25 protein-coding genes, 1 other RNA gene and 1 other annotated feature are annotated in these 24,874 nt (G+C 58.9%); of the genes, 11 read left to right on the forward strand and 15 right to left on the reverse strand.

Annotation, left to right across the window (positions count from 1 at the left end; genetic code table 11):
• Window positions 1-60: 60 nt before the first annotated feature.
• From htpG to ACJ8J5_RS21265, 6 genes are all read right to left on the reverse strand, one after another.
• Window positions 61-1,926 carry a molecular chaperone HtpG gene (gene htpG, locus ACJ8J5_RS21240; RefSeq protein WP_414104750.1) on the reverse strand — a complete coding sequence of 622 codons (1,866 nt, stop codon included), beginning with the start codon at window positions 1,924-1,926 and terminating at the stop codon, window positions 61-63.
• Between the two features lie 144 nt (window positions 1,927-2,070).
• Complete coding sequence (gene recR / locus ACJ8J5_RS21245; RefSeq protein WP_025301791.1) at window positions 2,071-2,676, reverse strand: recombination mediator RecR; 606 nt, start codon at window positions 2,674-2,676, stop codon at window positions 2,071-2,073.
• Entirely contained in the window at window positions 2,676-3,005 is a 330-nt protein-coding gene (locus tag ACJ8J5_RS21250; RefSeq protein WP_025301790.1) for a YbaB/EbfC family nucleoid-associated protein, read from the reverse strand. The genes recR and ACJ8J5_RS21250 overlap by 1 nt, the downstream gene beginning before the upstream one ends.
• Window positions 3,006-3,046: 41 nt before the next feature.
• On the reverse strand, window positions 3,047-5,005 hold the full coding sequence (dnaX, locus tag ACJ8J5_RS21255) for a DNA polymerase III subunit gamma/tau (protein WP_060432561.1): 1,959 nt from the start codon (window positions 5,003-5,005) through the stop codon (window positions 3,047-3,049).
• Window positions 3,650-3,714: a sequence feature (DnaX frameshifting element), on the reverse strand. Its footprint overlaps the gene before it by 65 nt.
• Window positions 5,006-5,097: 92 nt before the next feature.
• On the reverse strand, window positions 5,098-5,649 hold the full coding sequence (gene apt, locus ACJ8J5_RS21260) for an adenine phosphoribosyltransferase (protein WP_414104751.1): 552 nt from the start codon (window positions 5,647-5,649) through the stop codon (window positions 5,098-5,100).
• A gap of 153 nt (window positions 5,650-5,802) precedes the next feature.
• Window positions 5,803-6,183, reverse strand: a complete 381-nt coding sequence (locus ACJ8J5_RS21265) for a DUF454 family protein (protein WP_043135674.1) — start codon at window positions 6,181-6,183, stop codon at window positions 5,803-5,805.
• Between the two features lie 134 nt (window positions 6,184-6,317).
• On the opposite strand from ACJ8J5_RS21265, the gene priC reads away from it, so the two are divergent.
• Together priC and rsmS are read left to right on the forward strand one after the other, a co-directional pair.
• Entirely contained in the window at window positions 6,318-6,854 is a 537-nt protein-coding gene (gene priC / locus ACJ8J5_RS21270; protein ID WP_025301787.1) for a primosomal replication protein PriC, read from the forward strand.
• A 106-nt stretch (window positions 6,855-6,960) separates the two neighbouring features.
• On the forward strand, window positions 6,961-7,140 hold the full coding sequence (gene rsmS / locus ACJ8J5_RS21275) for a pleiotropic regulatory protein RsmS (RefSeq protein ID WP_016928837.1): 180 nt from the start codon (window positions 6,961-6,963) through the stop codon (window positions 7,138-7,140).
• Between the two features lie 40 nt (window positions 7,141-7,180).
• On the opposite strand, the gene mscK is transcribed toward rsmS, so the two are convergent.
• The 3 genes from mscK to acrR all read right to left on the reverse strand — a co-directional run bounded on the left by mscK (window position 7,181) and on the right by acrR (window position 11,704).
• Complete coding sequence (gene mscK, locus ACJ8J5_RS21280) at window positions 7,181-10,564, reverse strand: mechanosensitive channel MscK (RefSeq protein WP_060447639.1); 3,384 nt, start codon at window positions 10,562-10,564, stop codon at window positions 7,181-7,183.
• A 100-nt stretch (window positions 10,565-10,664) separates the two neighbouring features.
• Window positions 10,665-11,018 carry a DsrE/DsrF/TusD sulfur relay family protein gene (locus ACJ8J5_RS21285; protein ID WP_004940282.1) on the reverse strand — a complete coding sequence of 118 codons (354 nt, stop codon included), beginning with the start codon at window positions 11,016-11,018 and terminating at the stop codon, window positions 10,665-10,667.
• Window positions 11,019-11,029: 11 nt separating this feature from the next.
• Complete coding sequence (gene acrR / locus ACJ8J5_RS21290; RefSeq protein ID WP_025301785.1) at window positions 11,030-11,704, reverse strand: multidrug efflux transporter transcriptional repressor AcrR; 675 nt, start codon at window positions 11,702-11,704, stop codon at window positions 11,030-11,032.
• 142 nt (window positions 11,705-11,846) lie between these two features.
• On the opposite strand from acrR, the gene sdeX reads away from it, so the two are divergent.
• The 4 genes from sdeX to ykgO all read left to right on the forward strand — a co-directional run bounded on the left by sdeX (window position 11,847) and on the right by ykgO (window position 16,792).
• Entirely contained in the window at window positions 11,847-13,034 is a 1,188-nt protein-coding gene (gene sdeX, locus ACJ8J5_RS21295; RefSeq protein WP_025301784.1) for a multidrug efflux RND transporter periplasmic adaptor subunit SdeX, read from the forward strand.
• A gap of 17 nt (window positions 13,035-13,051) precedes the next feature.
• Window positions 13,052-16,198 carry a multidrug efflux RND transporter permease subunit SdeY gene (gene sdeY / locus ACJ8J5_RS21300; protein ID WP_414104752.1) on the forward strand — a complete coding sequence of 1,049 codons (3,147 nt, stop codon included), beginning with the start codon at window positions 13,052-13,054 and terminating at the stop codon, window positions 16,196-16,198.
• Between the two features lie 186 nt (window positions 16,199-16,384).
• The gene (locus ACJ8J5_RS21305) at window positions 16,385-16,639 is read left to right on the forward strand and encodes a type B 50S ribosomal protein L31 (RefSeq protein ID WP_004940303.1); all 255 of its coding nucleotides are present in this window, start codon (window positions 16,385-16,387) and stop codon (window positions 16,637-16,639) included.
• A gap of 12 nt (window positions 16,640-16,651) precedes the next feature.
• Entirely contained in the window at window positions 16,652-16,792 is a 141-nt protein-coding gene (gene ykgO, locus ACJ8J5_RS21310; protein WP_004940304.1) for a type B 50S ribosomal protein L36, read from the forward strand.
• Between the two features lie 106 nt (window positions 16,793-16,898).
• On the opposite strand, the gene ACJ8J5_RS21315 is transcribed toward ykgO, so the two are convergent.
• Genes ACJ8J5_RS21315 through ACJ8J5_RS21325 form a run of 3 tightly spaced genes read right to left on the reverse strand, consistent with a single transcriptional unit; the run spans window position 16,899 to window position 19,370 of the window.
• Window positions 16,899-17,777, reverse strand: coding sequence for a metal ABC transporter substrate-binding protein (locus ACJ8J5_RS21315; protein WP_173889151.1), 879 nt, complete (start codon window positions 17,775-17,777; stop codon window positions 16,899-16,901).
• Window positions 17,778-17,802: 25 nt separating this feature from the next.
• Window positions 17,803-18,660 carry a metal ABC transporter permease gene (locus ACJ8J5_RS21320; protein WP_043135664.1) on the reverse strand — a complete coding sequence of 286 codons (858 nt, stop codon included), beginning with the start codon at window positions 18,658-18,660 and terminating at the stop codon, window positions 17,803-17,805.
• Window positions 18,657-19,370 carry a metal ABC transporter ATP-binding protein gene (locus tag ACJ8J5_RS21325; protein ID WP_414104753.1) on the reverse strand — a complete coding sequence of 238 codons (714 nt, stop codon included), beginning with the start codon at window positions 19,368-19,370 and terminating at the stop codon, window positions 18,657-18,659. The genes ACJ8J5_RS21320 and ACJ8J5_RS21325 overlap by 4 nt, the downstream gene beginning before the upstream one ends.
• A 408-nt stretch (window positions 19,371-19,778) precedes the next feature.
• On the opposite strand from ACJ8J5_RS21325, the gene ACJ8J5_RS21330 reads away from it, so the two are divergent.
• From ACJ8J5_RS21330 to ACJ8J5_RS21340, 3 genes are all read left to right on the forward strand, one after another.
• Window positions 19,779-20,132 carry a hypothetical protein gene (locus tag ACJ8J5_RS21330; protein WP_025301779.1) on the forward strand — a complete coding sequence of 118 codons (354 nt, stop codon included), beginning with the start codon at window positions 19,779-19,781 and terminating at the stop codon, window positions 20,130-20,132.
• Between the two features lie 158 nt (window positions 20,133-20,290).
• On the forward strand, window positions 20,291-20,659 hold the full coding sequence (gene tomB / locus ACJ8J5_RS21335; protein WP_004940312.1) for an Hha toxicity modulator TomB: 369 nt from the start codon (window positions 20,291-20,293) through the stop codon (window positions 20,657-20,659).
• Window positions 20,660-20,709: 50 nt separating this feature from the next.
• On the forward strand, window positions 20,710-20,913 hold the full coding sequence (locus tag ACJ8J5_RS21340; RefSeq protein WP_004940313.1) for an HHA domain-containing protein: 204 nt from the start codon (window positions 20,710-20,712) through the stop codon (window positions 20,911-20,913).
• Window positions 20,914-21,243: 330 nt separating this feature from the next.
• On the opposite strand, the gene ffs is transcribed toward ACJ8J5_RS21340, so the two are convergent.
• Window positions 21,244-21,340: signal recognition particle sRNA small type (gene ffs / locus ACJ8J5_RS21345), an RNA gene on the reverse strand.
• 156 nt (window positions 21,341-21,496) lie between these two features.
• Between ffs and ACJ8J5_RS21350 the strand changes: the two genes are divergently transcribed.
• Window positions 21,497-21,811, forward strand: coding sequence for an MGMT family protein (locus tag ACJ8J5_RS21350; RefSeq protein ID WP_025301778.1), 315 nt, complete (start codon window positions 21,497-21,499; stop codon window positions 21,809-21,811).
• A 64-nt stretch (window positions 21,812-21,875) separates the two neighbouring features.
• Here the strand turns inward: ACJ8J5_RS21350 and ACJ8J5_RS21355 are convergent, their stop codons facing one another.
• A complete protein-coding gene (locus tag ACJ8J5_RS21355; protein ID WP_025301777.1) occupies window positions 21,876-22,367 on the reverse strand; it encodes a YbaY family lipoprotein in 492 nt (163 codons plus the stop codon).
• A 231-nt stretch (window positions 22,368-22,598) separates the two neighbouring features.
• Here ACJ8J5_RS21355 and tesB point away from each other — a divergent pair, with 231 nt between their 5' ends.
• Entirely contained in the window at window positions 22,599-23,462 is an 864-nt protein-coding gene (tesB, locus tag ACJ8J5_RS21360) for an acyl-CoA thioesterase II (RefSeq protein ID WP_016928847.1), read from the forward strand.
• A 90-nt stretch (window positions 23,463-23,552) separates the two neighbouring features.
• Here tesB and amtB read toward each other — a convergent pair whose 3' ends face one another.
• Window positions 23,553-24,839, reverse strand: coding sequence for an ammonium transporter AmtB (gene amtB, locus ACJ8J5_RS21365; protein WP_038628958.1), 1,287 nt, complete (start codon window positions 24,837-24,839; stop codon window positions 23,553-23,555).
• Between the last annotated feature and the right edge of the window lie 35 nt (window positions 24,840-24,874).

Here is a 24,874-nt window from a genome sequence, read left to right on the forward strand (position 1 = left end):
GCGGGGAAAAACCGGAAATACGCCCCTAACGGTGTCGTTAAGGGCACATATCTTCAGCTTTTAAGCGGACAGCAACTTATTCATGCGACGGATGAACAAGTTCGGATCCTCCAGCGTGCCGCGTTCTGCCAGCAGAGCCTGATCCAATAACAGGTCGATCCATTCGGCGAAATGTTCGTTATCGCCCACGTCGGATGCTCGTTTGACCAGCGCATGCTCGGGATTAAGCTCGAAAATGTACTTCACTTCCGGCGCCTGCTGACCGGCGGCGGCGAACAGCTTGGCCATCTGGGTGCTCATTTCGTCGGCGTCGGTCACCACGATCGCCGGCGTATCGGTCAGGCGGTGCGTCAGGCGTACATCCTTCACGCGCTCGCCCAGCAGGGTTTTCACGCGTTCGATGAACGGTTCCAGCTGCTTCTCGGCCGCCTTCTGCTCTTCGGTTTCATCCGCCAGTTTATCCAGCGTTTCATCCGCTTTGCTGACCGACTGGAACGGCTTGCCGTCGAACTCGGTCAGGTAGCTCATCATCCACTCGTCGATGCGATCGGACAACAGCAACACTTCGATGCCTTTCTTGCGGAACAGCTCCAGATGCGGGCTGCTCTTGGCGGCGGCGTAGCTGTCGGCGGTGATGTAGTAAATCTTTTCCTGCCCTTCCGCCATGCGGCCGACGTACTCTTCCAGCGACACGGTCTGCGCCGAGCTGTCGCCGTGGGTGGTCGCGAAGCGCAGCAGTTTGGCGATCGCTTCCTGGTTGCCGTTGTCTTCCGCCGGGCCTTCTTTCAGCACCAGACCGAACTGCTGCCAGAATTTCTGGTAGCCTTCGGCGTCGTCTTTGGCCAGCTTATCCAGCATCTGCAGCACACGCTTGGTCAGCGCACCGCGCAGGTTCTGCGTCACACGGCTGTCTTGCAGGATCTCGCGCGACACGTTCAGCGGCAGATCGTTGGAATCGATCAGGCCGCGCACGAAGCGCAGGTAGTTCGGCATGAACTGCTCGGCGTCGTCCATGATGAACACGCGCTGCACGTACAGCTTCAGGCCGTGTTTGTGATCGCGGTTCCACATGTCCCACGGCGCCTGCGCCGGGATATACAGCAGGCTGGTGTACTCCTGCTTGCCTTCCACCCGGTTATGGCTCCAGCTCAGCGGATCGGTGAAATCATGGGCGATGTGCTTGTAGAACTCTTTGTACTCTTCGTCGGTGACGTCAGCCTTGCTGCGGGTCCACAGGGCCTGCGCCTTGTTGATCTTCTCCCAGGTGACGGTGCCGTCTTCTTCGTTCTTGCTTTCGATCTCTACCGGCAGGGCGATGTGATCGGAATATTTGCCGATCACCGAGCGCAAGCGCCAGGCGTCGAGGTACTCATCTTCGCCTTCGCGCAGATACAGGGTGATTTCGGTGCCGCGGGTCTCTTTGGTGATGTCGGCGATGGTGTAGTCGCCTTCACCGGCGGACTCCCAGAACACGCCTTCGTCATCGGCGGCGCCGGCAGCGCGGGTGCGCACGGTCACTTTGTCCGCCACGATGAACGCCGAGTAGAAACCGACGCCGAACTGGCCGATCAGCTGGCTGTCTTTCGCCTGATCTGAACCGATGGATTCCAGGAACGCTTTGGTGCCCGATTTGGCGATGGTGCCGAGGTTTTCGATCACTTCTTCGCGGCGCATGCCGATACCGTTATCGGCGATGGTCAGGGTGCGCTGCTCTTTATCGAAGGACAAGCGCACGCGCAGCTCGCCGTCGCCGGCATACAGCTCTGGCGCGGACAGGGCGCGGAAGCGCAGCTTGTCGGCGGCGTCAGAGGCGTTGGAAATCAGCTCGCGCAGGAAAATTTCTTTGTTGGAGTACAGCGAATGGATCATCAAATGAAGCAGCTGTTTTACTTCAGACTGGAACCCGCGGGTTTCTTGACCTTTCATACTCATTGATTACCTCAAAAGACAATGGCTACCAAAATCGAACAATGAGGATCAGATGAGGGTCAGGGTCTTGTTTTTCAAGCGGACGGCGGGAAATTTTTGGCAAAAAAACGACGGGGCCGAGTGGCCCCGTCCGGGAAAACATCAGAACTTGATGGCGTGACGCCCGGCCAGCGAATGCGACAGCGTGGTGCCGTCGACCATCTCCAGCTCGCCGCCCACCGGTACGCCGTGGGCGATGCGGCTGGCGAGCACGCCATACTGGCCGCACATCTCGGCGATGTAGTTGGCAGTCGCTTCCCCTTCCACCGTCGGGTTGGTGGCGAGGATCACTTCGGTGATGCTTTCCTTTTCCAGCCGTTGCTCCAGGCGATCGAGACCGATATCCCCCGGCCCGATGCCATCTAGCGGCGACAGATGGCCCATCAGCACAAAGTAGCGCCCGGCGAACTGGCCGGTCTGCTCGATGGCGTGAATATCCGCCGGGCTTTCCACCACACAAATCTGGCCGTTTTGCTGACGGCGCGGATTGGCGCAGATGGTGCAGATGTCCTGCTCGGTGAAGGTGCGGCAGTCGGCGCAGTGGCCGATTTCCGACATCGCGCGCGTCAACGCCTGCGCCAGGCGCATGCCGCCGCTGCGATCGCGCTGCAGCAATTGAAACGCCATGCGCTGCGCCGATTTCGGGCCGACGCCCGGCAGGCAGCGCAGCGCCTCCATCAGGGATTCAAGGAGCGGGCTGGTTTGCATCAGAACGGCATCTTGAAGCCAGGCGGCAACTGCATGCCGCTGGAAACGGAGGCCATTTTCTCTTTCTGAGTCTCTTCGATGCGGCGCGCGGCGTCGTTAAACGCGGCGGCGATCAGATCTTCCAGCATGTCTTTGTCATCTTCCATCAGGCTAGGATCGATCTCCACGCGGCGGCAGTTGTGTGCGCCGTTGATGGTGACTTTCACCAGGCCTGCGCCAGACTCGCCGGTCACTTCCAATTTGGCGACTTCTTCCTGCATCTGCTGCATTTTTTCTTGCATTTGCTGGGCTTGCTTCATCAGGTTGCCCAGACCGCCTTTACCAAACATAGTCGTCTCTCGTCGCTAGGGCCGCGCACCTCGCGCGGCGTTTAAAGGGGGCGGATACTCTCTTCATCCAGATCCGCGTCGAAGAACCGGCACAGCGTCTGGATATGGGTATCCGCAACGATGGACTGGCGCGCCTGCGCCAGCTTTTCTTCATAGATGGCTTGTCGCCACTCCAGCGGGGTGCGCTCCGCCGGATTATCGTCCTCCACCACGGTCAGCTCAACCGGGCTGCCGTACAGCTCGCCGAGCGCTTCGGCCAGCGTCTTCTGCGCCGAAGGCGAATTCAGATGGCGCTGCGAAGACCGCAGATGGAGGTTAATTTTGCCCGGTTCCGGCTGCTGCTTGAAGGCGTTCAACGCCAGCTGCTGCACCAGTTTCGGGATCTTGAGCTTATCGATTTCCGCCGCCCAGGCGTCGCGCTCCAGCGATTCCACCACCAGCTTGGCGGCCAGCTCCGGCGTTTTCTCGTGCTCCAACGCCGTGCGCAGCGCTTTCGGCGTCGCCAACGGTTCCGGCGCCGCTTCCGGCTCGGTCTGCGCGCGCCAGCGATAGGCTTCCGGCTTCGCCGGTTTTTCCGGCACCTTCTTCTCCGCCAGGCGCTGCTGGCTACGCTCGGTCACGGAAGCCAAACGCCCCAGCGCCGAGTTTGCCGGCCGCGCTATTCCTGGCGCCGCCGGCTCATTCTTTTTTGGTGTGGATGCTCCCTGCTGCCGTTGCAGCTGGGACCGCGCTTTCAACAGCTGGGCGGTGGCATCCGGTAAAGGGGTCGATGATTGTCGCTGCGGCGCGGCCGGCTGCCCTAACGGGGGCGGCACGTCCTGAAACTGCGGCGGCTGTGGCGATGTGGCCTGCTGCGGCTGCGCCATCGGCGCCGGCGCGGTCTGCACCAACGCCACCGGCTCCGGGATCACCGCTTTCGGGTGAAACGCCAGCGCACGCAGTAGAGTCATCTCAACCCCCATGCGACGATCCGGCGCATAGGCCAGCTCTTTGCGGCCCACCAACAGCGTTTGGTAATAGAGTTGCACATCGGCCGGCGGCAGAGTGCGCGCCAGCTCACGCAGCCGTTGTTCCACGGCGGCGTAGTGGTTGTCGAGCATCGAAGGCAGCAGTTGCACCATCGCAATGCGGTGCAGCAACGCCAGCGTCTCCACCAGCAGGTTTTCCCAGTCCACGCCGCGCGAAGCGGCCTGCGCGACCTGCGCCATCACCTTTTCGCCGTCGGCGCTGACCAGCGCTTCGAGGATCGCCAGCGGCTGCTCGTCATCGAGCGTGCCGAGCATCTGGCTGACGGTGGCGGCGGTCACCTGCCCCTGCCCCATGGCGATCGCCTGATCGGTCAGGCTCAGCGCATCGCGCATGCTGCCGTCGGCGGCGCGCGCCAGCAGTTGCAGCGCGCGGGCGTCGCTGGTGATCTGCTCCGCCGTCAGCACCGTTTCCAGCTGCTGACGGATCTGATCGACGTCCAGCGCTTTGAGGTGAAACTGCAGGCAGCGGGAAAGAATGGTCACCGGCAATTTTTGCGGATCGGTGGTGGCCAACAGGAATTTCACGTGCGATGGCGGCTCTTCCAGCGTCTTCAGCAACGCGTTGAAGCTGTGGCGCGAGAGCATGTGCACTTCATCGATCAGGTAGACCTTGAAGCGGCCGCGCGCCGGCGCGTACTGAACGTTGTCCAGCAGATCGCGGGTATCTTCCACCTTGGTTCGGGAAGCGGCGTCGATCTCGATCAGATCGACGAAACGCCCCTGTTCGATCTCACGGCAGTTGTCGCATTGGCCGCACGGCGTGGCGGTGATGCCGGTTTCACAGTTCAGGCCTTTGGCCAGCAGGCGCGCGATGGTGGTTTTCCCCACGCCGCGGGTGCCCGAGAACAGATAGGCGTGATGGATCCGCCCCAGCGAGAGGCCGTTGGCCAGCGCGGTCAGGACATGTTCCTGGCCGACCACGTCTGCGAACGTTTGAGGGCGCCACTTACGGGCGAGAACCTGATAGCTCATTAATACCGGAGAAGTCGAGTAATCTGGAGGGTCATGCTAACACAGCCCCGCGGCGATCCGCGAGGCCGTTGTGCCCAAGGGGCGATGCCGCATCAATGGCCGGCGAAGTCCACCAGGCAGTAGCAGTCGATACCCAGCTTGTTCAGACGCGCTTCCCCGCCCAGATCCGGCAGGTTGATGATGAACGCGGCGTCTTTCACTTCACCGCCCAGACGGCGGATCAGTTTAGTGGTTGCTTCGATGGTGCCGCCGGTCGCCAGCAGATCGTCCACCACCAGCACTTTGTCACCCGCGTTGATGGCGTCGGTGTGGATCTCCAGCTTGTCGGTACCGTACTCCAGCTCATAGCTTTCGCTGAGCGTGGCACGCGGCAGTTTGCCCGGTTTGCGCACCGGCACGAAACCGACACCCAGCGCCAGCGCGACGGGCGCACCGAACAGGAAACCACGCGCTTCGGTACCCACCACCTTGGTCACGCCCGCTTCGCGATAGCGCTCAACCAGCAGCTCGATGCTGGCGGCGTAGGCCAACGGGTTTTCCAGCAGGCTGGTCACGTCGCGGAACAGGATGCCCGGCTTCGGATAATCCGGGATGGTTTTGATACTGTCTTTAATAAACTGAAGCTGCTGCGCAGTAGCGGTCATAATTGTTGCCTGATAAAGCTGCCTGAAAACCGGCGCGCCGCTCACCCGCCGCCTCTGGGTGAAACACACCGGAGAAGGAATGGCAGGCGATCCGCGCACGAAAACGCCCAAATCTATGCAAACTGGCGGACAAATGCAACCAGCGGCGCACAATCAGCGCTGTTTTTGTTGCGACAGGTCAATAACCGGCAGGCGCAGCATAAAGGTCAGCAAAATAGCCAACATCAGCAGCAACAGACCGCGCACCCACCAGATTTTCACCAGCCACAGCGAGCAGGCGAAGGTCAGCACGATCACTAGCACCGCCTTCCACTTCGCTCCCGGCGGCAGCGCGCGATGCTGCTGCCAGTGGCGCAGATAAGGGCCAAACCAGGAACGGTACAGCAGCCAGTGATGAAAGCGCGGCGAAGAGCGGGCGAAGCACCAGGCAGCCAACAGCAGGAACGGCGTGGTCGGCAACAGCGGCAGCACCACGCCCAACGTCGCCAGCACCACCGCCAGCCAGCCCAAAATGATCAATAACCCTCGCTTCATGCGGCTCTTCGCTCCTCAATCGGTTGCGGCTTACTGTAGCATCGGCGCCGCGCCGGCGGAATATGCATGCGGCGCTTGTTTCAGGGCGGCATCGCGGGCAAGCTTACGCCTGTTGAAATCAAGAGGGAGCTTATGTGAGCACTCAGCGTCTATTACAGGTGTTGGCGCAGCAGATCGCGGCGCTGGCGGCCGAAGTCACTCCGCGCGGCGACGCCCCGATCCCGCAGGCGCGCTTCGACGCCGCCCTGTTCGCCAACCGCGGCACGCGGCTGCGCGACTACCTGGCCGAGGTGGAGAAAAACTTCGCCCAGCTGCAAAACGCCGCTAACGACAGCCGCGCCAGCCAGGTGGCCTTTCTGGCCGAAAAACTGGTTGCCCAAATCTCTGCCCTGCAGCGCGAGCTGGCAACCCAGGCGCTACGGCGCAAGAATCAGCCGAAGGAAGCCCCCGAGGCCGATCTGTACCACAAGCTGGCCGAGCACCAGGATTACGAACGCCGGCTGATCGCCATGATTCAGGATCGGGAAAGCCTGCTGGGGCGCCAGACCACACTGGCGGCGCAGCAAAAGCTGCAGCACGAGCTGGCGGCGCTGGAGGGGAGACTGATGCGCTGCCGTCAGGCGCTGGCGCGCATCGAGCGCAATATCGAGCGCAAAGAAAACGGTTTTTGAAGATTTATCACAATATTTTAATGATTATTCCCGGTTGCGCGCCGGGTTCACTATACTCTGCCGAGACACGAGTTTTTCATCCCATTAATTAATAAGCGCAGGTGCTATGTCTCTGGAAAATGCCTCACCCGAACTGCAGCTGGCGGTAGACTTGATTTACCTGCTGGAATGCAACGAGATCGATCCGGCTACCGCGTTGGCAGCACTGGATATCGTCAAACGGGATTATCAGGAAAAGCTGCAGCGCGCCGGCGTCACCTCTCCCTATTTGCCTGCCGGACAGTAATCAGGGACAGCCCGCTGTCCCTTCCATCTTTCAACGCACATCAGCCCGCCGTCTGGCCGCCTTCATCCGGCGAGAGCGTTCTTTTCACTTCCTGCACTTCATTGCCCTGCTGGTTATGCAGATACACCTCCAGCTGATTGAAGGCAATGTCGATGTCGTTTTCCCGGCACAAGCGGTCGATTGAGCGGTTCAGTTCGTCCACCGTGTAGCTGCGATCGCGCAGTTCCCGTACATAGAGCCGCAGTTCGTGATCCAGCGTGCTGGCCCCGAAGTTGAGGAAGAACACCTGCGGTTCGGGATCGGTCATCACCCGCGGGTTGTCGTGCGCCGCCTGCAGCAGCACCTTTTTCACCTTGTCGAGATCGGAACCGTAGGCCACGCCCACCTTGATCAGCACGCGGGTGATGGTGTCGGACAGTGACCAGTTGATCAGCCGCTCGGTGACGAACGCCTTGTTCGGAATGATCACCTCTTTACGGTCGAAGTCGGTAATGGTGGTGGCGCGAATGCGGATCTTGCTGACCGAACCGGAGAAGGTGCCGATGGTGATGGTATCGCCGATGCGGATCGGGCGTTCAAACAGAATGATCAGGCCGGAGACGAAGTTGGCGAAGATCTCCTGCAGGCCAAAGCCAAGCCCGACCGTCAGACCGGCGGCCAGCCATTGCAGTTTGTCCCAGGATACGCCCAGCGATCCCAGCGCAACCACGGCGCCCACGGCGGTGATCAGGTAAGTGAGCACGGTGGTGATGGCATAAGACGCCCCCTGCCGCAGCTGCAGCCGCGACAGCACCACCACCTCCAGCAGGCCGGGCAAGTTGCGGGTGAGCACATAAGCGACGATCACCGCGGCGATCGCCACCATCATGTTACCCAGCGTCACCGCCTGCGACACGCTGCTGCCCGCCACGGTGCTGGTGTAATGCCACAGCGTGATGCTGTCCAGGTAAGCGATGACCGTCACCAGATCCGACCAAATGGCGTAGAAGGCGCTGGCGAAGATGGCGAACAGCACCAGGGTGGTCAGGCGCAGCGACTGCTGGTTGATCTGATCGAGCGCTAGCGGCGGCTCTTCCACCACCGCTTCGCCGCCTTCGGCCCCCTCTTTCACCACGTTTTGCCGCCGCGCCAGCGCGCGCCGGTAGGCCAAACGCCGCGCCGCCACGCTCAGGCCGCGCAGGGCAGTCAGATACACGATATTCCACAGGAAGAACAGATACAGGCTGTCTATCCAGCGGCTGGCCAGCCGCAGCGTGGTATAGAAGTAACCGGCGAACATCAGCCCCAGCAGGATCAGCGGTGTGGCGGCAAGCGCGGTCACCACCACCAGCCGCACGGCATGCGAGCCCTTTTCACGCCAGCTGTCGCGGCACAGCGGGAACACCAGCACCGCAAGCAGCGCCAGCGTCAACATCACCACGATCTGGCCGATGACGTCTTCCACCAGACGCAGCGGCGCTTTCTCGCCCAATACCGACCAGAAGATCAGCGGCTGCAGCGCCAGCCCCAGCCGCAGCGTCTGGCGGCGGTAATGCGCGCACAGGTTAGCGCCGAAGTTGAAATGCCGCTCGGCGATGCCGCCCGGTTTCAGCATGCGATAGCTGAAGCCGAACACCAGCCACGACAACGCCAGCTGCTGCGACAACGCCCAAATAAAGTCGCTGATACCCAAATCCGCGCGATACATCCAGAAACCGACGCCGAGCAGCAGCGCGGCGCCAGGCAACACCTTCAGCAAGGTCAGCGCGATGGCCTTCGGCGTGTGCAGCTGGCCGTCGCGCTTCAGTTGCCCCACGTCGTTGGCCAGCTTTTGCAAATGACTGTCGATCAACCGGTAGCGCCAGCGCAATACCCCGATCGCCAACAGCAACGGGATCAGGAACACCAGCGCATTCAAGCCGCCCTGCAATAGCTTGCCACCGTCGAATTTGATATCGAGCCCGGCGAGCTGATCGCGCACCGCCTCCGGCATTGCCTTCAGCCACGCCAGATCGACCGGCTTGTTGCTGTTGACCCAGAAAATCTGCTGGGTCAGCGTATCCTGCAGCGAGCCGTAGACGCTGGTGAGCTGCTGTTGGTTGATCTGCAGGTTGATCGACAGCGACAGCTGGTTGCTGAGCTGCTTGTTCAGCTGATCCAGCAGTTCGCGGCGCATGTCGACGATCTCGTTCAGTGCGTCGATCACTTCCGGGCCGGCCTTTTCCTTGCTTTCGGCCACCAGTTGGTTGATGTAATCCTCACCCTTGAACAGATCGTCGCGTTGCTGATTGATATCGAACTGCTCCAGCCGCAGATCGGCGATGCGCGTGTCTATATCAGCCAGCAGCGTGCCCTGCGGCAGGCTCTGCTGCTGCTGATACAGAATGCGCGACAGCACCAGGCTGCCCTTCAGCACCTGGATCTGCTCTTTCAGGTTACGTTCCGCCTGCAGACCGCGATCGAGCCAGTTTTTGACCCGAATATTCTGCTGGAACAGGGTGTTGCTCTCTTCGGTGGCGGCAATCAGCTGTTGGCTCAACTGTCGGTTGACGTCCAGCTGCTTGCTGACCAGCTGATCGTGCTGGATATCGGTGGCGTCTTCCGGGTTCTGCGCCTCTTTGGCGGTTTTTTCAGACAGCGTCAGGCGCTTGCTGTTGACGAGCTCCTGCAGCAGCTGCACCGACCGATCCAGCGCATCGATATGTGCCGTGGTGTAATCACGCTGTTTTTGCAGCAGATCTTGTAGCGTGGTGTTGGCTTCCAGGCTCTTGCGCTGCAGCTCCAACTGCGCGTTGAGCAGCGCCTGTTCGGTGGCCAGCATGACCTGCTGGCTATTGCGCAGCGAATCTTGCCCCGGCGTCTGGCCGCTGAGCTGGCTGCGGATCTCCTGCAGGCGCTGCGAAGCGGCGTACATGGTGCTCTGCACCCGTTCAGGCTGGGTTTGCAGCGACACCAGTTGGCTGTTGTAGGTCGAGAGGCTCTCCTGCGCGCTTTGCAGCTCGTCGAGCGTTTGATACAGCCGGCTTTCCAGCTGGCGCAGCGACAGCGGCAACAGCGCGGCGCGCGCGGCCGCGTTGTCCGTCGGCTGCTTCAGCGCATCCAGTTCGGCGGTGACCTGATTGAGCTTCGCCGGCGCCTGCTGCACCTGCTGTTTAAGCTGTGCGACGTCTTGCCGGTTGCGCTCGATGGCATCCAGCAGTTCCAGCGTGCGGGTCAAATCCTGCTGGGAGAGCTTTTCGACCGGCGTCAGGGCTTTTTGTTTGTTCAGCGTTTCCAGCTGGCTTTGCACTTCGCTGCGCTGCGGCAGATCGCCGTTCAGCGCCGCCTGTGCCGGCAAGCAACACGCAAAAATCAGGAAAAGGAGTGTCACGGCGGCGATGCGCCGCCGGCATGCGCCGACAAACGTGAGCGGCGTCAGAGAAGGCAGAGTCAACCAGCGATGCATGATTTGGCTTCGGATCGGTAAAGAAGCCTGAAGATTATCACGACCGCCGGCGGGCAACGAACAACAAAAACGTTGCCGGTGATGTCTCGTTGTCGCGAAATCAGAAAGTCAGCACTTTCTCCGCCGCCAGCGTCCACTGCGCCAGCTCGACCAAGGTGCCGATCGCCACGCCGTCCGCCAGCGGCAAGCGGCTGACGCCGCGCGCGTCGGCGCAGGTCTTGCACAGCTTGACCGGCACCTGCTGCGCGGTGAGGATCTCCAGCATCTGCTGCAGATGGTACCCTTCGTGCGGCTGCTGTCCGGCCAGCCCGGCCACCACCGCGTCGGACATCAGAAACAGCCGCAGGTCGAGGCTGCTCTGCTGCTCTTTCATGGCGATGGCCAACCGCAGCGCATTGAACAAGGATTCATGGCCATAGGCGGCGCCATTGGCAATAAGAACAACTGATGACATGAAATCTCTCCTTATAAAGGAAGGCGGTCGGCGTCAGGCGTCACCGCGTCGGGTTTGAGGCGCAAGGTGGGGCAAAACTGCAGCATCTCCAAAAACGCGTCCACCAGCGCTTCGGCTTCGGCCCGCAGATCGAAACTTTCCGGCATAAACAGCCAGTTTTCCATCAGGCCGGTGATATAACCGCGCAGGATGATCGCCGCACGGCGGGTATGTAAATCGGCGGGCAATTGCCCGTGGTGAATGCAGTTATACAGCACCGCTTCGATGCGTTCATAGCCGGCGAGGTACAGCACCTTGCGCGAATCCAGCAGCGGCATCATTTCACCGACAAACTCGCATTTGTGGAATATAATTTCCATCAACGCCCGCCTACGGCCGTCTTCAACCGTAGACGTCAGAATGTAAATCAGAATTTCTCGGATAACCCGCAGTGGATTATCGGGAAACTTTGCCTGATACTCTGTTTCGAGCTGGTCAATTTTCGGCTCGGTAGATTCCCAAACTTCATTAAACAGGTCTACCTTATTCTTGAAGTGCCAGTAGATGGCTCCACGCGTAACCCCGGCAGCGGTGGCAATATCTGTCAGTGACGTTGCAGCAACGCCACGTTCAGAGAACTCTCTCACCGCAGCATCAAGGATTTGCTGTCGGGTTTCTTGCGCCTGCTGTTTGGTTTTTCGTGCCATGGCATTGTTATTTAGGGGGAGTGTGATTTACATACATTCGCGAATGTATGTACCATAGCACGCACATATAATTAACGCAGCAATGGGTTTTAAAGCTTGTGATCCATTGATCATTTTGAAATCGGACACTTGAGGTTTTTCTATGAACAAAAACAGAGGGTTAACGCCTCTGGCGGCCGTTCTGATGCTTTCAGGCAGCTTAGTGCTAACAGGATGTAACGATAAAGAAACCCAACAGCAAGGCGCCCAACAACAGGCGCCTGAAGTGGGCGTAGTCACCTTGAAGGCTGAGCCTCTCAACATTACTACCGATCTTCCTGGCCGCACCGCTGCGTATCGTATCGCCGAAGTTCGCCCTCAGGTCAGCGGCATCATCCTGAAGCGCAACTTCGTTGAAGGCAGCGATATCAAGGCCGGGACGTCTCTGTACCAAATCGATCCCGCAACCTATCAAGCCAGCTACGACAGCGCGAAAGGCGATTTGGCCAAAGCACAGGCCAGCGCTTCCATCGCACGCGTGACGGTAAACCGCTACAAGCCATTGCTGGGCACGAGCTACATCAGTAAACAGGACTACGACAACGCCGTCTCCACGCTGCAGCAGGCGGACGCCGCCGTCGTGGCCGCCAAGGCCGCCGTGGAAACCGCGCGCATCAACCTGGCGTACACCAAGGTGACCTCTCCGATCTCCGGCCGCATCGGCAAGTCCGCCGTGACCGAAGGCGCACTGGTCAGCAACGGCCAGGCAACCGCACTGTCTACCGTGCAGCAGCTGGATCCGATGTATGTCGACGTCACCCAGTCAAGCACTGATTTCCTGCGCCTGAAGCAAGAGCTGGCCAGCGGCGCGCTGAAGCAGGAAAACGGCAAGGCAAAAGTGAAACTGATGCTGGAAAACGGCACCGAATACGCGCAGGAAGGCACGCTGGAGTTCTCTGACGTCACCGTCGATGAAACCACTGGCTCCATCACCATTCGCGCCCTGTTCCCTAACCCGAACGATACGCTGTTGCCGGGCATGTTCGTACGCGCCCGTCTGGACGAAGGCGTGCGCAGCGATGCGCTGCTGGTGCCTCAGCAAGGCGTTACCCGCAACCCGCGCGGCGACGCGACGGCGTTGGTGGTAGGGGCAGACGACAAAGTTGAGCTGCGCACGCTGAAGGCCGACCAGGCGATCGGCGACAAATGGCTGGTGACCGATGGCCTGAAATCCGGCGATCGCGTGATCGTCTCCGGCCTGATGAAAGTGCATCCGGGCGCGCAGGTAAAAGTGCAGGAAGTTGACACTCAGGCGCAAAAACAGCCGCAGTCTGAAGCGCAGAAGTCATAAAAAGGAGCCTGTAATACATGGCTAAGTTCTTTATAGATCGCCCGATTTTCGCCTGGGTAATCGCCATCATCGTCATGTTGGCGGGGGTGCTTGCAATAATGAAACTGCCAATCGCGCAGTATCCCACTATTGCACCGCCGGCGGTGAGTATTTCCGCCAACTACCCGGGCGCAGATGCCAAAACGGTGCAGGATACCGTCACGCAGATTATCGAACAGAACATGAACGGTATCGATAACCTGATGTACATGTCCTCCACCAGTGATTCCTCTGGTAGCGTCACCATTACCCTGACGTTTGATTCCGGCACCGATCCTGACATCGCGCAGGTTCAGGTTCAGAACAAACTGTCGTTGGCCACCCCGTTGCTGCCGCAAGAAGTTCAGCAACAGGGCCTGAAAGTAGAAAAATCCAGCAGCAGCTTCCTGATGGTGGCCGGCTTCGTTTCCGACGATCCGAACATGACTCAGGACGATATTGCGGACTACGTGGCGTCCAACATCAAGGACCCGATCAGCCGTTCGTCCGGCGTGGGTGAAGTGCAGCTGTTCGGTGCCCAGTACGCGATGCGTATCTGGCTGGATCCGAACAAGCTGAACAACTTCCAGCTGACGACCACGGACGTGACCTCCGCCATCACCGAGCAGAACAACCAGATCGCCGCAGGCCAGCTGGGCGGCCTGCCGCCGGTGCCGGGGCAGCAGTTGAACGCCTCGATAATCGCGCAGACCCGTCTGACTTCGCCGGAAGAGTTCGGCAAGATCCTGCTGAAGGTAAATACCGACGGTTCCCAGGTGCGCCTGCGCGACGTCGCTCACATCGAGCGCGGCGCGGAAAGCTATGCCGTTACCGCTCGCTACAACGGCAAGCCGGCCGCCGGTCTGGGTATCAAACTGGCAACCGGCGCCAACGCCCTGAACACCGCCAAAGGTGTGAAAGACGAGTTGGCCAAGATGGCGCCCTTCTTCCCGCAAGGGATGAAAGTGGTTTATCCGTACGACACCACCCCGTTCGTTAAAATCTCCATCAACGAAGTGGTGAAAACGCTGATCGAAGCCATCATCCTGGTATTCCTGGTGATGTATCTGTTCCTGCAGAACTTCCGCGCGACGCTGATCCCAACCATCGCGGTGCCGGTAGTACTGCTGGGGACCTTTGCGATCCTCGCCGCGTTTGGCTTCTCGATAAACACCCTGACGATGTTCGGCATGGTGTTGGCGATCGGCCTGCTGGTGGATGACGCCATCGTGGTGGTGGAAAACGTCGAGCGCGTTATGTCCGAAGAGGGGCTGCCGCCGAAAGAAGCTACCCGTAAATCGATGGGCCAGATCCAGGGCGCGCTGGTGGGTATCGCCATGGTGCTGTCGGCGGTATTCGTGCCGATGGCGTTCTTCGGCGGTTCAACCGGCGCTATCTATCGCCAGTTCTCGATCACCATCGTGTCCGCGATGGCGCTGTCGGTGCTGGTGGCCTTGATCCTGACGCCGGCGCTGTGCGCCACCATGCTCAAACCGATCCCGAAAGGCGATCACGGGGTTAAAACAGGCTTCTTCGGCTGGTTTAACCGCATGTTTGAGAAGAGCACGCATCACTATACCGACAGCGTGGGCAACATCCTGCGCAGCACCGGTCGCTACCTGATCATCTACCTGCTGATCGTGGTTGGCATGGGCCTGCTGTTCCTGCGCCTGCCTTCCTCGTTCCTGCCGGACGAAGATCAGGGCATCCTGTTGACCATGGTGCAGCTGCCTGCCGGTGCCACCGAGTCCCGAACCAACAAAGTGCTGGAAGAAGTCTCCGACTACTTCCTGAACAAGGAAAAGGACAACGTGGTTTCGGTGTTTACCGTCGCGGGCTTCGGCTTCAACGGTAACGGCCAGAACAACGGCCTGGCATTCGTCAGCCTGAAGGACTGGGGTGAACGTCCAGGGGCCGGGAACAAGGTCGAGGCGATCGCAGGCCGTGCCATGGGTGCGTTCTCGCAGATTAAAGAAGGCCTGGTGTTCCCGTTCAACCTGCCGGCGATTATCGAACTCGGTACCGCAACCGGCTTCGACTTCGAGCTGATTGACCAGGGCGGCCTGGGGCACGAAAAACTGACCGAAGCGCGTAACCAGCTGTTGGGCATGGTTGCTCAGCATCCGGACGTGCTGGTGGGCGTGCGCCCGAACGGCCTGGAAGATACGCCGCAGTTCAAACTGATCGTCGATCAGGAGAAAGCCAAGGCGCTGGGCGTCAGCATCACCACCATCAACAGCACGCTGAGCACCGCCCTGGGTGGTTCGTACGTCAACGACTTCATCGACCGCGGTCGTGTGAAGAAGGTGTACGTGCAGGCCGAGGCGCCGTTCCGTATGCTGCCGGAAGACATCAACAAATGGTACGTGCGCGGTACGAGCGGCCAGATGGTGCCATTCTCCGCCTTCTCTTCGGCGAAATGGGAATACGGCTCACCGCGTCTGGAACGCTATAACGGCTTGCCGTCGATGGAAATTCTGGGCCAGGCCGCACCGGGCAAGAGTACCGGTGAAGCGATGAACCTGATGGAACAGCTGGCATCCAAACTGCCAAGCGGCATCGGTTACGACTGGACCGGTATGTCCTATCAGGAACGTCTGTCGGGCAACCAGGCGCCGGCGCTGTACGCCATCTCGATTCTGGTGGTGTTCCTGTGTCTGGCAGCGCTGTATGAAAGCTGGTCCGTGCCGTTCTCGGTCATGCTGGTATTGCCGCTGGGGGTTATCGGTGCGTTGCTGGCCGCGACGATGCGCGGCATGAACAACGACGTGTACTTCCAGGTGGGGCTGCTGACCACCATAGGCCTGTCGGCGAAGAACGCCATCCTGATCGTTGAGTTCGCCAAGGATCTGATGGAGAAAGAAGGCAAAGGTCTGATCGAAGCGACGTTGGAAGCGGTGCGTATGCGTCTGCGCCCAATCCTGATGACATCTCTGGCCTTCATCCTCGGGGTTCTGCCGCTGGTTATCAGCAGCGGTGCAGGCTCCGGCGCACAGAACGCGGTAGGTACCGGCGTAATGGGCGGGATGATCACCGCCACCGTCTTGGCGATCTTCTTCGTACCGGTGTTCTTCGTGGTGGTTCGCCGCCGCTTCAGCAAGAAGAACGAGGACCTGGAACACAGCCATCCGGTAGAGCACCACTGATCGCTCAGTGATGTGAGCTCCACCCGATAATCGAAAAGGCCGCGCATGCGGCCTTTTTCTTTTGCTTCAGTTGCTTAATGCAAACCGTTCTCATTAATTCACTCTTGTGTGCAATTTGCGCTTGATCGCGATGCCAGGTCGGCGCATAATTATTGTTATAGTATAACATTACACGAGAGAGCCATTATGAAACCCGGCATCCATCCCGATTATCGCACCGTGGTGTTCCACGACGTCAGCGCCAATGCCTACTTCAAAGTGGGATCGACCATCAAAACCGATCGCACCATCGAGCTGGACGGCGAAAGCTGGCCGTATGTCACCCTTGACGTCTCTTCTGCTTCGCATCCGTATTACACCGGCAAGCAGAAAGACTATTCCAAAGAAGGCAGCACGGCGCGCTTCCAGCAGCGCTTTGGCCGCTTTATCGGCAATAAGTAACAAGGAAATCCCATGCAGGTATTGAGTTCATTGCGTTCGGCGAAAAACCGCCACCCTGATTGCAAAGTCGTGCGCCGTCGTGGCCGCATCTATGTGATCTGTAAAAGCAATCCGCGATTCAAAGCGGTACAGGGACGTAAGAAAAAGCGTTAACTCCAAAGTGTCATCTGTCGCAAAGCCCCGTTGCTGCTCAACGGGGCTTTTTTTATGGCGAGAAAGTGCCTGCAAGCCGTCCCCCGCCGGCAGGCGGGGGCGGAGATTACTTCATGCTGCTCAGCAGCGCGTCGACATTGTGCTTGAACGCCTGCTCATAGGTGGCCGCCGGGCCGCCCGCGCGGGAGAGCGCTTCAGGGTACAGCTCGCCGCCCGCCTTGGCGCCGGTGGCGGCGGCGATCTGTTTCACCAACCGCGGATCGGTCTGATTTTCGATAAAGTAAGCGTTGACCTTTTCCTGTTTGATTTGCTTGATCAGATTGGCCACGTCGCTGGCGCTGGCTTCGGCCTCGGTGGAAAACCCGACCGGGGCAAGGAAGGTGACGCCGTACTCTTGCCCAAAGTAGCCAAACGCATCATGGCTGGTCAGCACCTTACGTTTCTGTGGCGGCACTGCCGCGAACTGGGTTTTGGCCCACTGGTCCAGCTTTTGCAGCTGCTGAATGTATTCGGCTCCGCGCTGGCGAAAATAGTTGGCATCCTCGGGATCGGCGGCAATCAGGGCGTTCATCACGTTGGTAGCGTACTGTACGCCGTTTTTCATGCTGTTCCAGGCGTGGGGATCGGTAATCGGTTTGCCGTCCTCTTCCATCTGGCGGGTACTGATCCCCTGTGAAGCGGTGATCACCTGCCCTTTATAACCCGAAGCGCTGACCAAGCGATCGATCCACCCTTCCAGCCCCAGACCGCTGACGAACACCACATCAGCCTGAGCCAGCTTCTTGCCGTCCTGCGGCGAAGGCTCGAAGCTGTGCGGATCGCCATCCGGCCCCACCAGCGTGCTGACCTTAACGTGATCGCCGCCCACCTCTTTGACGATATCACCCAGAATGGAAAAGCTGGCGACGGCGTCGACGGTCTTCGCCATCGCCCATGGGCTGGCCAGCAGAACAGCAACCGCCAGCGATATAGGTAAACGTTTCATACTTTCTCCTTGCAAATGGCACTTCTCAACGGCGCGCGAAGGCGCAAATGCCTCCGCGCGTTCCAAACAGGATCGAGACGAAAAAGATGACGCTGGCGCTGAGCACGATCGCCGGGCCGGCAGGCAGCGAAGCATAGTAGGACCACACCAGCCCAATCACGCTGGACAGCGCGCCGATGCCCATCGCCGTCGCCAGCGTCTGCGGCAGATTGCGCGCCCAGAAGCGCGCGCTGGCGGCGGGCAGCATCATCAGCCCCACCGACATCAGGGTGCCGAGGATCTGGAATCCCGCCACCAGATTGACCACAACCAGCGCCAGAAATAGGCCGTGGATCAGCGCCAACCGGCGCGGGGCGTTGACGCGCAGAAAAGTGACGTCGAAGGATTCGATCACTAACGCGCGGTACAGCGCCGCCAATGCCAGCAGCGAAACCGAGGCGATCGCACCGACCATCAGCATGGCCTGCGCATCCACCGCCAAAATCGAACCGAACAGCACGTGCAGCAGATCCACGCTGGAACCGCGCAGCGAGACCAGCGTGACCCCCAGCGCCAGTGACCCCAGATAGAACCCGGCGAAGCTGGCATCTTCTTTTAACGGCGTGCGGCGGCTCACCAGGCCGGACAGCATCGCCACCGCCAACCCGGCGATAAAACCGCCCACCCCCATCGCCACCAGCGACATGCCGGAGATCAGATAACCGATCGCCGCGCCCGGCAACACCGCGTGGGACAATGCGTCCCCGACCAGGCTCATGCGGCGCAGCAGCAGAAACACGCCCAGCGGGGCGGCGCTGAGCGACAACGCCAGACAGGCCATGAGCGCGCGGCGCATAAAACCGAAAGAGAGGAAAGGATCGATAAGCCCATGCAACAACATCATGGCGCCACCGCCCGCAGATCCGGCTGCCGTGCGGCGGCGTGATACCTCGGCACCTGTTCCAGCACCCGCTTGGCCGCGCCCCAGTGGCAAGCCTGCGGCGTCAGCAACAGTACCTGTGAAAAATGCTCGGCGACCATCGACATATCGTGCAGCACGGCGATCACCGTTTTCCCCTGCCGGTGCAGTTGCGCAATCACCTGCAGCAAAATTTGCGTGGTGGCGCTGTCGATACCGGTGAAAGGTTCATCCAGCAAAATCAGCGGCGCCTGTTGGACCAGCAGGCGCGCAAACAACACCCTCTGCAGCTGGCCGCCGGACAGTTCACCCACCGGAGTGTGCGCCAGCGCGCTCATGCCAACGCTCGCCAACGCCTCATTGACCTGGCTCGCCGCACGCTTGTTCATGCCGCCGAACATGCCACTTTGCGGCCAACAGCCCATCGCCACCAGATCGCTTACCGCAATCGGGAATTGCCGATCCAGCTCAGCCTGTTGCGGTAGATAAGCTCTGCGCGGCGGCTTTCCGCCGATAAAACTCAGGCTGCCGCCCAGCGGCGGCAACAATCCGGCGAAGGTTTTCAGCAGCGTCGACTTACCTGCCCCGTTGACGCCCACCACCGCGGTGAGCGATCCGGCGGTAAACTGCCCGCTCAGCGGCGGGAAAAGCGGCGTGGCGCCATAGCCTATCGCCAGCTGACGCAAGGTAATCATGGCGGCGACACCGCCCAGAAGATGCCGAGCCACAGCAGGGCCAGCAGCATAACGGCACCTGCGCAACGCGCGGCAGCAGAGGTGGTGAACAACGAATTCAGTGACGGCGTGGCGTCATGTTGCGAAGTGGGAGTCAATGTCGTAGCCAAAAATGATGGGTTTATAGTTATAATATAACATCACATAGACTGTCGCATCTCAAGCTATGGCGCGACAATAATGCAACGGAACGTAACAATCTCTCGCGCAGCGGCACTTTCCCCCCAAGCCTCCTTATCAAATCCAGGGATATTCCCATTCGGTTGAAATGTTGGCGTAAGGTAAAGAACAGCGGTAAATCGAAAAATTTACCGACGAGGGAGGAAAAGGAGTAAGATAAGCAGATAACATTGCTGTTGGCCGAGATTAATGCTTGTTACCCTTGCCTGTAACCTGGATGTCAACGCACTTTCTGTTAACAAATTAAAGAAAGTGATTAATGACAATATAGCGGAGTTAGTGCCGGCGCTGACCAGCGGACTCAGTTTTTATTCTGAAAGCGCACGCTATGCCGAAGATTCATTAGAAATACTTGATATAGTGCAACAGGGTGGTAGCGATTATTCAATGAGTTATCGTTATAAGTGGGGCATTTTTAATGCCTGCCTGGATATCAACAGCGAAGACACTCTCAGCGATAGCGTCCGGTTCCGTGTGACAGAACGGGGTTTAATCTTCGACATCATTGATAACTCACGTCCATCAACAGCGGATGAATTGTAAGTTTACGTAATAACTACAGGCCAAACGCGAAAAAATGATTTATATTCACTTTACGGGAAGTTTATTTAAAGACCGTTAAGCTGCCTCCGTCCATGATGTAAATCAGCTTACTCACATAGTGTTATCACACCGCAATTAAGACTTACGGAGGGGATGATATGGATGAGTATTCGCCTAAGCGACACGACATTGCTCAGCTCAAATTCTTGTGCGAAAATTTGTATGATGAAGGTATCGCTACCCTGGGAGACAGTCATCATGGGTGGGTCAACGATCCGACGTCCTCCGTCAACCTGCAGCTTAATGAGTTGATCGAACATATCGCTTCGTTTGTGATGAGCTATAAAATTAAATACATGGACGAATCTGACCTGTCGGAGTTAGTCGAAGAATATCTCGATGATACCTATACGCTGTTCAGCAGTTACGGTATCAATGATTCCGACCTGCGCCGCTGGCAAAAAACCAAGGCGAGATTATTCAGAATGTTCTCAGGAGAGGACATCTGTACGACAATGAAAACTTAAGGGATAATTATTCCCGAGCTATTTTTACGGTTATTAAACTAAAGGCCACCATGACTAAAACCGACTATCTGATGCGTTTACGTAAATGCACCACGATTGATACTCTCGAACGTGTTATTGAGAAAAATAAGTACGAGCTTTCCGATGATGAACTGGAGCTGTTTTACTCAGCGGCCGATCACCGTCTGGCAGAGCTCACCATGAACAAACTGTATGACAAAATCCCCACCTCCGTTTGGAAATATGTCAGATAATCAGACCCCCAACGCGTTGAGCCGATGCTTTTATCGGCTTCAATGTTCAAGCTGAATACGTACTTTTCCTATTGACAGTAAAACTTCATTTGCACTCCCCCTTTCAATAATAATATTGCCTGGAAGCAATTTTCTTTTTAAATCGAGACAGGTTACGCCATCGCCCCCTCATTATGCTTGCATCCAGAACCGCTAATTCATTATCCAAAAGAATTGAGGGCGGGAAGAAAAGAAATGCCTTGTCGCTCTGCCTGATGGCAGAAAGGGATAATCGATGAGTAGAAGAGAGACGGCGAAAGTGCGGATTGGCGAAGGCCAAATGGGTGGGGACCCTGCCAGCTACATCCCGGCACACACGTCACCTGCTGCGGCTGCTTCCTTCCGGACCTGACCGAGTTCACAAGTTAGTGTTGCGGGAGAACCAACAGGGCCCCCATTGACGGCTTCTGTACTCTGAAGCGGTGGGCATTATCGGCGATGCCCCGCCAAATAGCAAGCCAACCGGGGCTAACCGCTGTTTTCTTACCCACCTGCACTGTGGCACACTCTTCGCCTGGGTTTTGACTCGCGCAGGAACAGCAATATGCAACCAGAAGACGCCTCTTTCAGCCAGCGGGTATTCCACATCGTGGCCGCCATTCCTTACGGCAAAGTCACCACCTACGGCGAAGTCGCCCGGCTGGCCGGTTCACCGCGCGCCGCGCGCCAGGTTGGCGGCGTGCTGCGGCGTTTGCCGGAAGGCAGCGCGCTGCCCTGGCACCGGGTGATCAACCGGCACGGACAGATCTCGCAGCAGGGGGAGGATTTTCAACGGCAACGGCAGGCACTGCTGGCGGAAGGGATTATTTTCGGCCCGCACAGCACGGTCGATTTCGAGCGCTACGGCTGGCGCTGGTAAAACAAAACAGCCTTTGGCCGAAGCGCAAAGGCTGTTGATTTCATCTTGCTGTACCGCAGGAAATTTACTGCATGGCGGTTGGCGCAGCCTGAATCGGTACACCCTGAACCGGAACCAGCAGCAGATCGGCGCGAGTACCGTTGCGGTTAACCACTTCCTGGATAGTGTCGGTAATAAACATCAGTCGCCCGTTGACCGTCACCGCCGCGCTCAGAATGATACGCGCATTCGGTTGGATGTCGGACGGATTGTACGGTAGCGTAAAGTTGAATGGCGCCTGTTGCCCTTCAGTACGTATCGCGCGCTGTGCAATCACTTTGGACGGTGCATCCGCCAGCGAGGCGTCAGAGAGGGTGACCGTCAGTACGGCGTCCGGCGGCAGCGCAATACGCTGACGTATATTAACCGAACCTGTCACCGCCGGGCCTTGAATCTGCGTTTGCGCAGCCGCCGGATTACCGGCCGCCTGTGTAGGCACATCAGCACTCTTTTGCGCGCATCCTGCCAGCGTGATCGTCAGTGCCGCGGCACCGCCTACGATTTGCCAGAGTTTCATGGATCGGTCTCCTTTTTTATTATCAACATGTTGGTGGCTTTCACCACCGCACTTATTAAACCTAGCACAAAACACTGATAAATCCACTTTACCCCGCCTATTAATCACTTAAACAGCCCAGGGCGCCCACGATTAAGAGCATTCTCATCGGCCCTGTAATGCAAAATGTTGACGCCACGCCGTGATATTCCGCACACTGCGCAAAATGATTATTAGAAAGGTAACAATTTTATGAGCCAGGCATTGCAAAACCTCCTTGATCTGCTGGATCTGGAGAAAATCGAAGAAGGGCTGTTTCGCGGCCAAAGCGAAGATCTGGGGCTGCGCCAGGTGTTCGGTGGACAGGTTGTCGGCCAGGCGCTCTACGCCGCCAAGCAGACGGTGCCGGACGAGCGCAGCGTGCACTCGTTCCACAGCTACTTTCTGCGCCCGGGCGACAGCAGCAAACCCATCGTTTACGACGTAGAAACCCTGCGCGACGGCAACAGCTTCAGCGCCCGTCGCGTCAGCGCTATTCAGCACGGCAAACCTATTTTCTATATGACCGCCTCTTTCCAAAGCCCGGAAACCGGTTTCGAGCACCAGAACCTGATGCCGGACGTGCCGCCTCCAGAAGGGCTGCTGTCCGAGTCAGAGATCGCCCAGAAGCTGGCGCATATGCTGCCGGAAAAAGTGCGCGAAAAATTTATCGGCCAGAAGCCGATCGAAATGCGCCCGGTGAAATTCCACAATCCGTTGAAAGGCAGCGTGGAAGAGCCGCATCGCTACGTGTGGTTCCGTGCCAACGGCAGCATGCCGGACGATCAGCGCATCCACCAATATCTGCTGGGCTACGCGTCGGACTTTAACTTCCTGCCGACGGCGCTGCAGCCACACGGCGTCGGCTTCCTCGAGCCGGGCATGCAGGTGGCCACCATTGACCACTCAATGTGGTTCCACCGTCCGTTCCGTATGGATGACTGGTTGCTGTACGCGGTGGAGAGCTCCTCCGCCTCCGGCGCACGGGGCTTTGTGCGCGGCCAGATCTACACTCGCGACGGCGTACTGGTCGCCACCACCGTGCAGGAAGGGGTGATTCGCCAGCGCGACGCCTAATCCGCAATATAAAGTAAGGGGCGATGTTTCCATCGCCCCTTTTTGCTTCATCATTATTTTAGTCTTTCGCGCACTGCCCTGCTTCGAGTCTTATTGGTTGTAGGCGCTCTCGCCGTGGCTGTTGACATCCAGCCCTTCGCGCTCCTGCTCTTCCGGTACTCTCAGCCCCACCATCGCGCCCGCAATCTTGAAGGCGATAAAGGCGGCGACGCTTGACCACACCAGCGTAATCACGACGCTCAGCAGCTGGATCCACACCTGATGGCCCATCGTCACGCCTTCGGCATAGCCGGTGCCACCGAGGGAAGAAGCGGTGAACACGCCGGTCAGCAGACAGCCGACAATGCCGCACACCCCGTGCACGCCGAACACGTCGCAGGTGTCGTCCACTTTCAGCCATTTCTTCAACGTCACGACGCCCCACAGGCCGGCAACGCCGCCCACCAGGCCGATGATCAACGCCCCACCCACGCCCACGGTGCCCGCCGCCGGCGTCACCGCAACCAGCCCGGCGATCATGCCAGAGCAGGCGCCCAGCAGCGAAGGCTTGCCGCGCAGCACCCACTCTGCGAAGGTCCAGGAGAGAATGGCGCCCGCGGTAGCCACCACCGTGTTGAGGAATGCCAGGGCCGCGATGCCGTTGGCCGCGCTGGCGGAACCGGCGTTGAAACCGAACCAGCCGATATACAGGATGGACGCCCCGGTAAACACCATCGGCAGGTTGTGCGGTTTGAACGCCTCTTTACCGAAGCCGGCGCGTTTGCCGAGCAGATAGGCGCCGATCAGCCCCGCGCTGGCGGCGTTGATGTGTACCACGGTGCCGCCGGCGAAGTCCAGCGCGCCGTCGGTGGCCAGATAGCCACCGCCCCACACCATGTGCGCGATCGGCAGGTAAGACAGGGTGAACCACAGGATCGCGAAGATCAGCACCGCCGAGAAGCGAATGCGTTCGGCGAAGCCCCCCACCACCAGCGCCACGGTAATGCAGGCGAAGGAGGCCTGGAAAGCGACGTGGATCATCTGGCTGATGCTGCCAGTGACGCTGTCGATGCCGATGCCTTTCAGCATCGCCGTCTCGAATCCGCCGAACACCGCATTGCCTTCGCTGAACGCCAGGCTGTAGCCATACAGCACCCACAGCACGCAGACCAGCGCGAAGGTGACGGTGACCTGCGTCAGCATCGACAGCACGTTTTTGCCGCGCAGCAGGCCGCCGTAAAACAGCGCGATGCCCGGCAGCGTCATGAACAGCACCAACGCGGTGCAGATCATCATAAAGGCGTTGTCGGCCTTATCGGCGACCGCCGGGGCGGCCAGGGCCAAAGAAGGAACCAGGGTTACCGAACTCAGGCCCAACATGGATAACAGTCTTTTCATTATCAATCCATCCCCATTGCTTAACTGAGTTCGTG

It is taken from the genome of Serratia sp. CY43202 (genome assembly GCF_052168755.1).
In the GTDB taxonomy this organism is placed as follows: Bacteria; Pseudomonadota; Gammaproteobacteria; order Enterobacterales; family Enterobacteriaceae; genus Serratia; species Serratia bockelmannii.

Coding starts and splice junctions, on each gene's coding strand:
- rsmS (WP_016928837.1), top strand. CDS start 6,961: ATGTCTCTGGAAAATGCCTCACCCGAACTGCAGCTGGCGGTAGACTTG.
- ACJ8J5_RS21355 (WP_025301777.1), bottom strand. CDS start 22,367: ATGAAACTCTGGCAAATCGTAGGCGGTGCCGCGGCACTGACGATCACG.
- mscK (WP_060447639.1), bottom strand. CDS start 10,564: ATGCATCGCTGGTTGACTCTGCCTTCTCTGACGCCGCTCACGTTTGTC.
- sdeX (WP_025301784.1), top strand. CDS start 11,847: ATGAACAAAAACAGAGGGTTAACGCCTCTGGCGGCCGTTCTGATGCTT.
- sdeY (WP_414104752.1), top strand. CDS start 13,052: ATGGCTAAGTTCTTTATAGATCGCCCGATTTTCGCCTGGGTAATCGCC.
- ACJ8J5_RS21350 (WP_025301778.1), top strand. CDS start 21,497: ATGCAACCAGAAGACGCCTCTTTCAGCCAGCGGGTATTCCACATCGTG.
- ACJ8J5_RS21265 (WP_043135674.1), bottom strand. CDS start 6,183: ATGAAGCGAGGGTTATTGATCATTTTGGGCTGGCTGGCGGTGGTGCTG.
- ACJ8J5_RS21320 (WP_043135664.1), bottom strand. CDS start 18,660: ATGATGTTGTTGCATGGGCTTATCGATCCTTTCCTCTCTTTCGGTTTT.
- ACJ8J5_RS21325 (WP_414104753.1), bottom strand. CDS start 19,370: ATGATTACCTTGCGTCAGCTGGCGATAGGCTATGGCGCCACGCCGCTT.
- acrR (WP_025301785.1), bottom strand. CDS start 11,704: ATGGCACGAAAAACCAAACAGCAGGCGCAAGAAACCCGACAGCAAATC.
- tomB (WP_004940312.1), top strand. CDS start 20,291: ATGGATGAGTATTCGCCTAAGCGACACGACATTGCTCAGCTCAAATTC.
- apt (WP_414104751.1), bottom strand. CDS start 5,649: ATGACCGCTACTGCGCAGCAGCTTCAGTTTATTAAAGACAGTATCAAA.
- amtB (WP_038628958.1), bottom strand. CDS start 24,839: ATGAAAAGACTGTTATCCATGTTGGGCCTGAGTTCGGTAACCCTGGTT.
- htpG (WP_414104750.1), bottom strand. CDS start 1,926: ATGAAAGGTCAAGAAACCCGCGGGTTCCAGTCTGAAGTAAAACAGCTG.
- ACJ8J5_RS21305 (WP_004940303.1), top strand. CDS start 16,385: ATGAAACCCGGCATCCATCCCGATTATCGCACCGTGGTGTTCCACGAC.
- ACJ8J5_RS21340 (WP_004940313.1), top strand. CDS start 20,710: ATGACTAAAACCGACTATCTGATGCGTTTACGTAAATGCACCACGATT.
- ACJ8J5_RS21330 (WP_025301779.1), top strand. CDS start 19,779: ATGCTTGTTACCCTTGCCTGTAACCTGGATGTCAACGCACTTTCTGTT.
- ACJ8J5_RS21285 (WP_004940282.1), bottom strand. CDS start 11,018: ATGTCATCAGTTGTTCTTATTGCCAATGGCGCCGCCTATGGCCATGAA.
- tesB (WP_016928847.1), top strand. CDS start 22,599: ATGAGCCAGGCATTGCAAAACCTCCTTGATCTGCTGGATCTGGAGAAA.
- recR (WP_025301791.1), bottom strand. CDS start 2,676: ATGCAAACCAGCCCGCTCCTTGAATCCCTGATGGAGGCGCTGCGCTGC.
- ACJ8J5_RS21250 (WP_025301790.1), bottom strand. CDS start 3,005: ATGTTTGGTAAAGGCGGTCTGGGCAACCTGATGAAGCAAGCCCAGCAA.
- ACJ8J5_RS21315 (WP_173889151.1), bottom strand. CDS start 17,777: ATGAAACGTTTACCTATATCGCTGGCGGTTGCTGTTCTGCTGGCCAGC.
- dnaX (WP_060432561.1), bottom strand. CDS start 5,005: ATGAGCTATCAGGTTCTCGCCCGTAAGTGGCGCCCTCAAACGTTCGCA.
- ykgO (WP_004940304.1), top strand. CDS start 16,652: ATGCAGGTATTGAGTTCATTGCGTTCGGCGAAAAACCGCCACCCTGAT.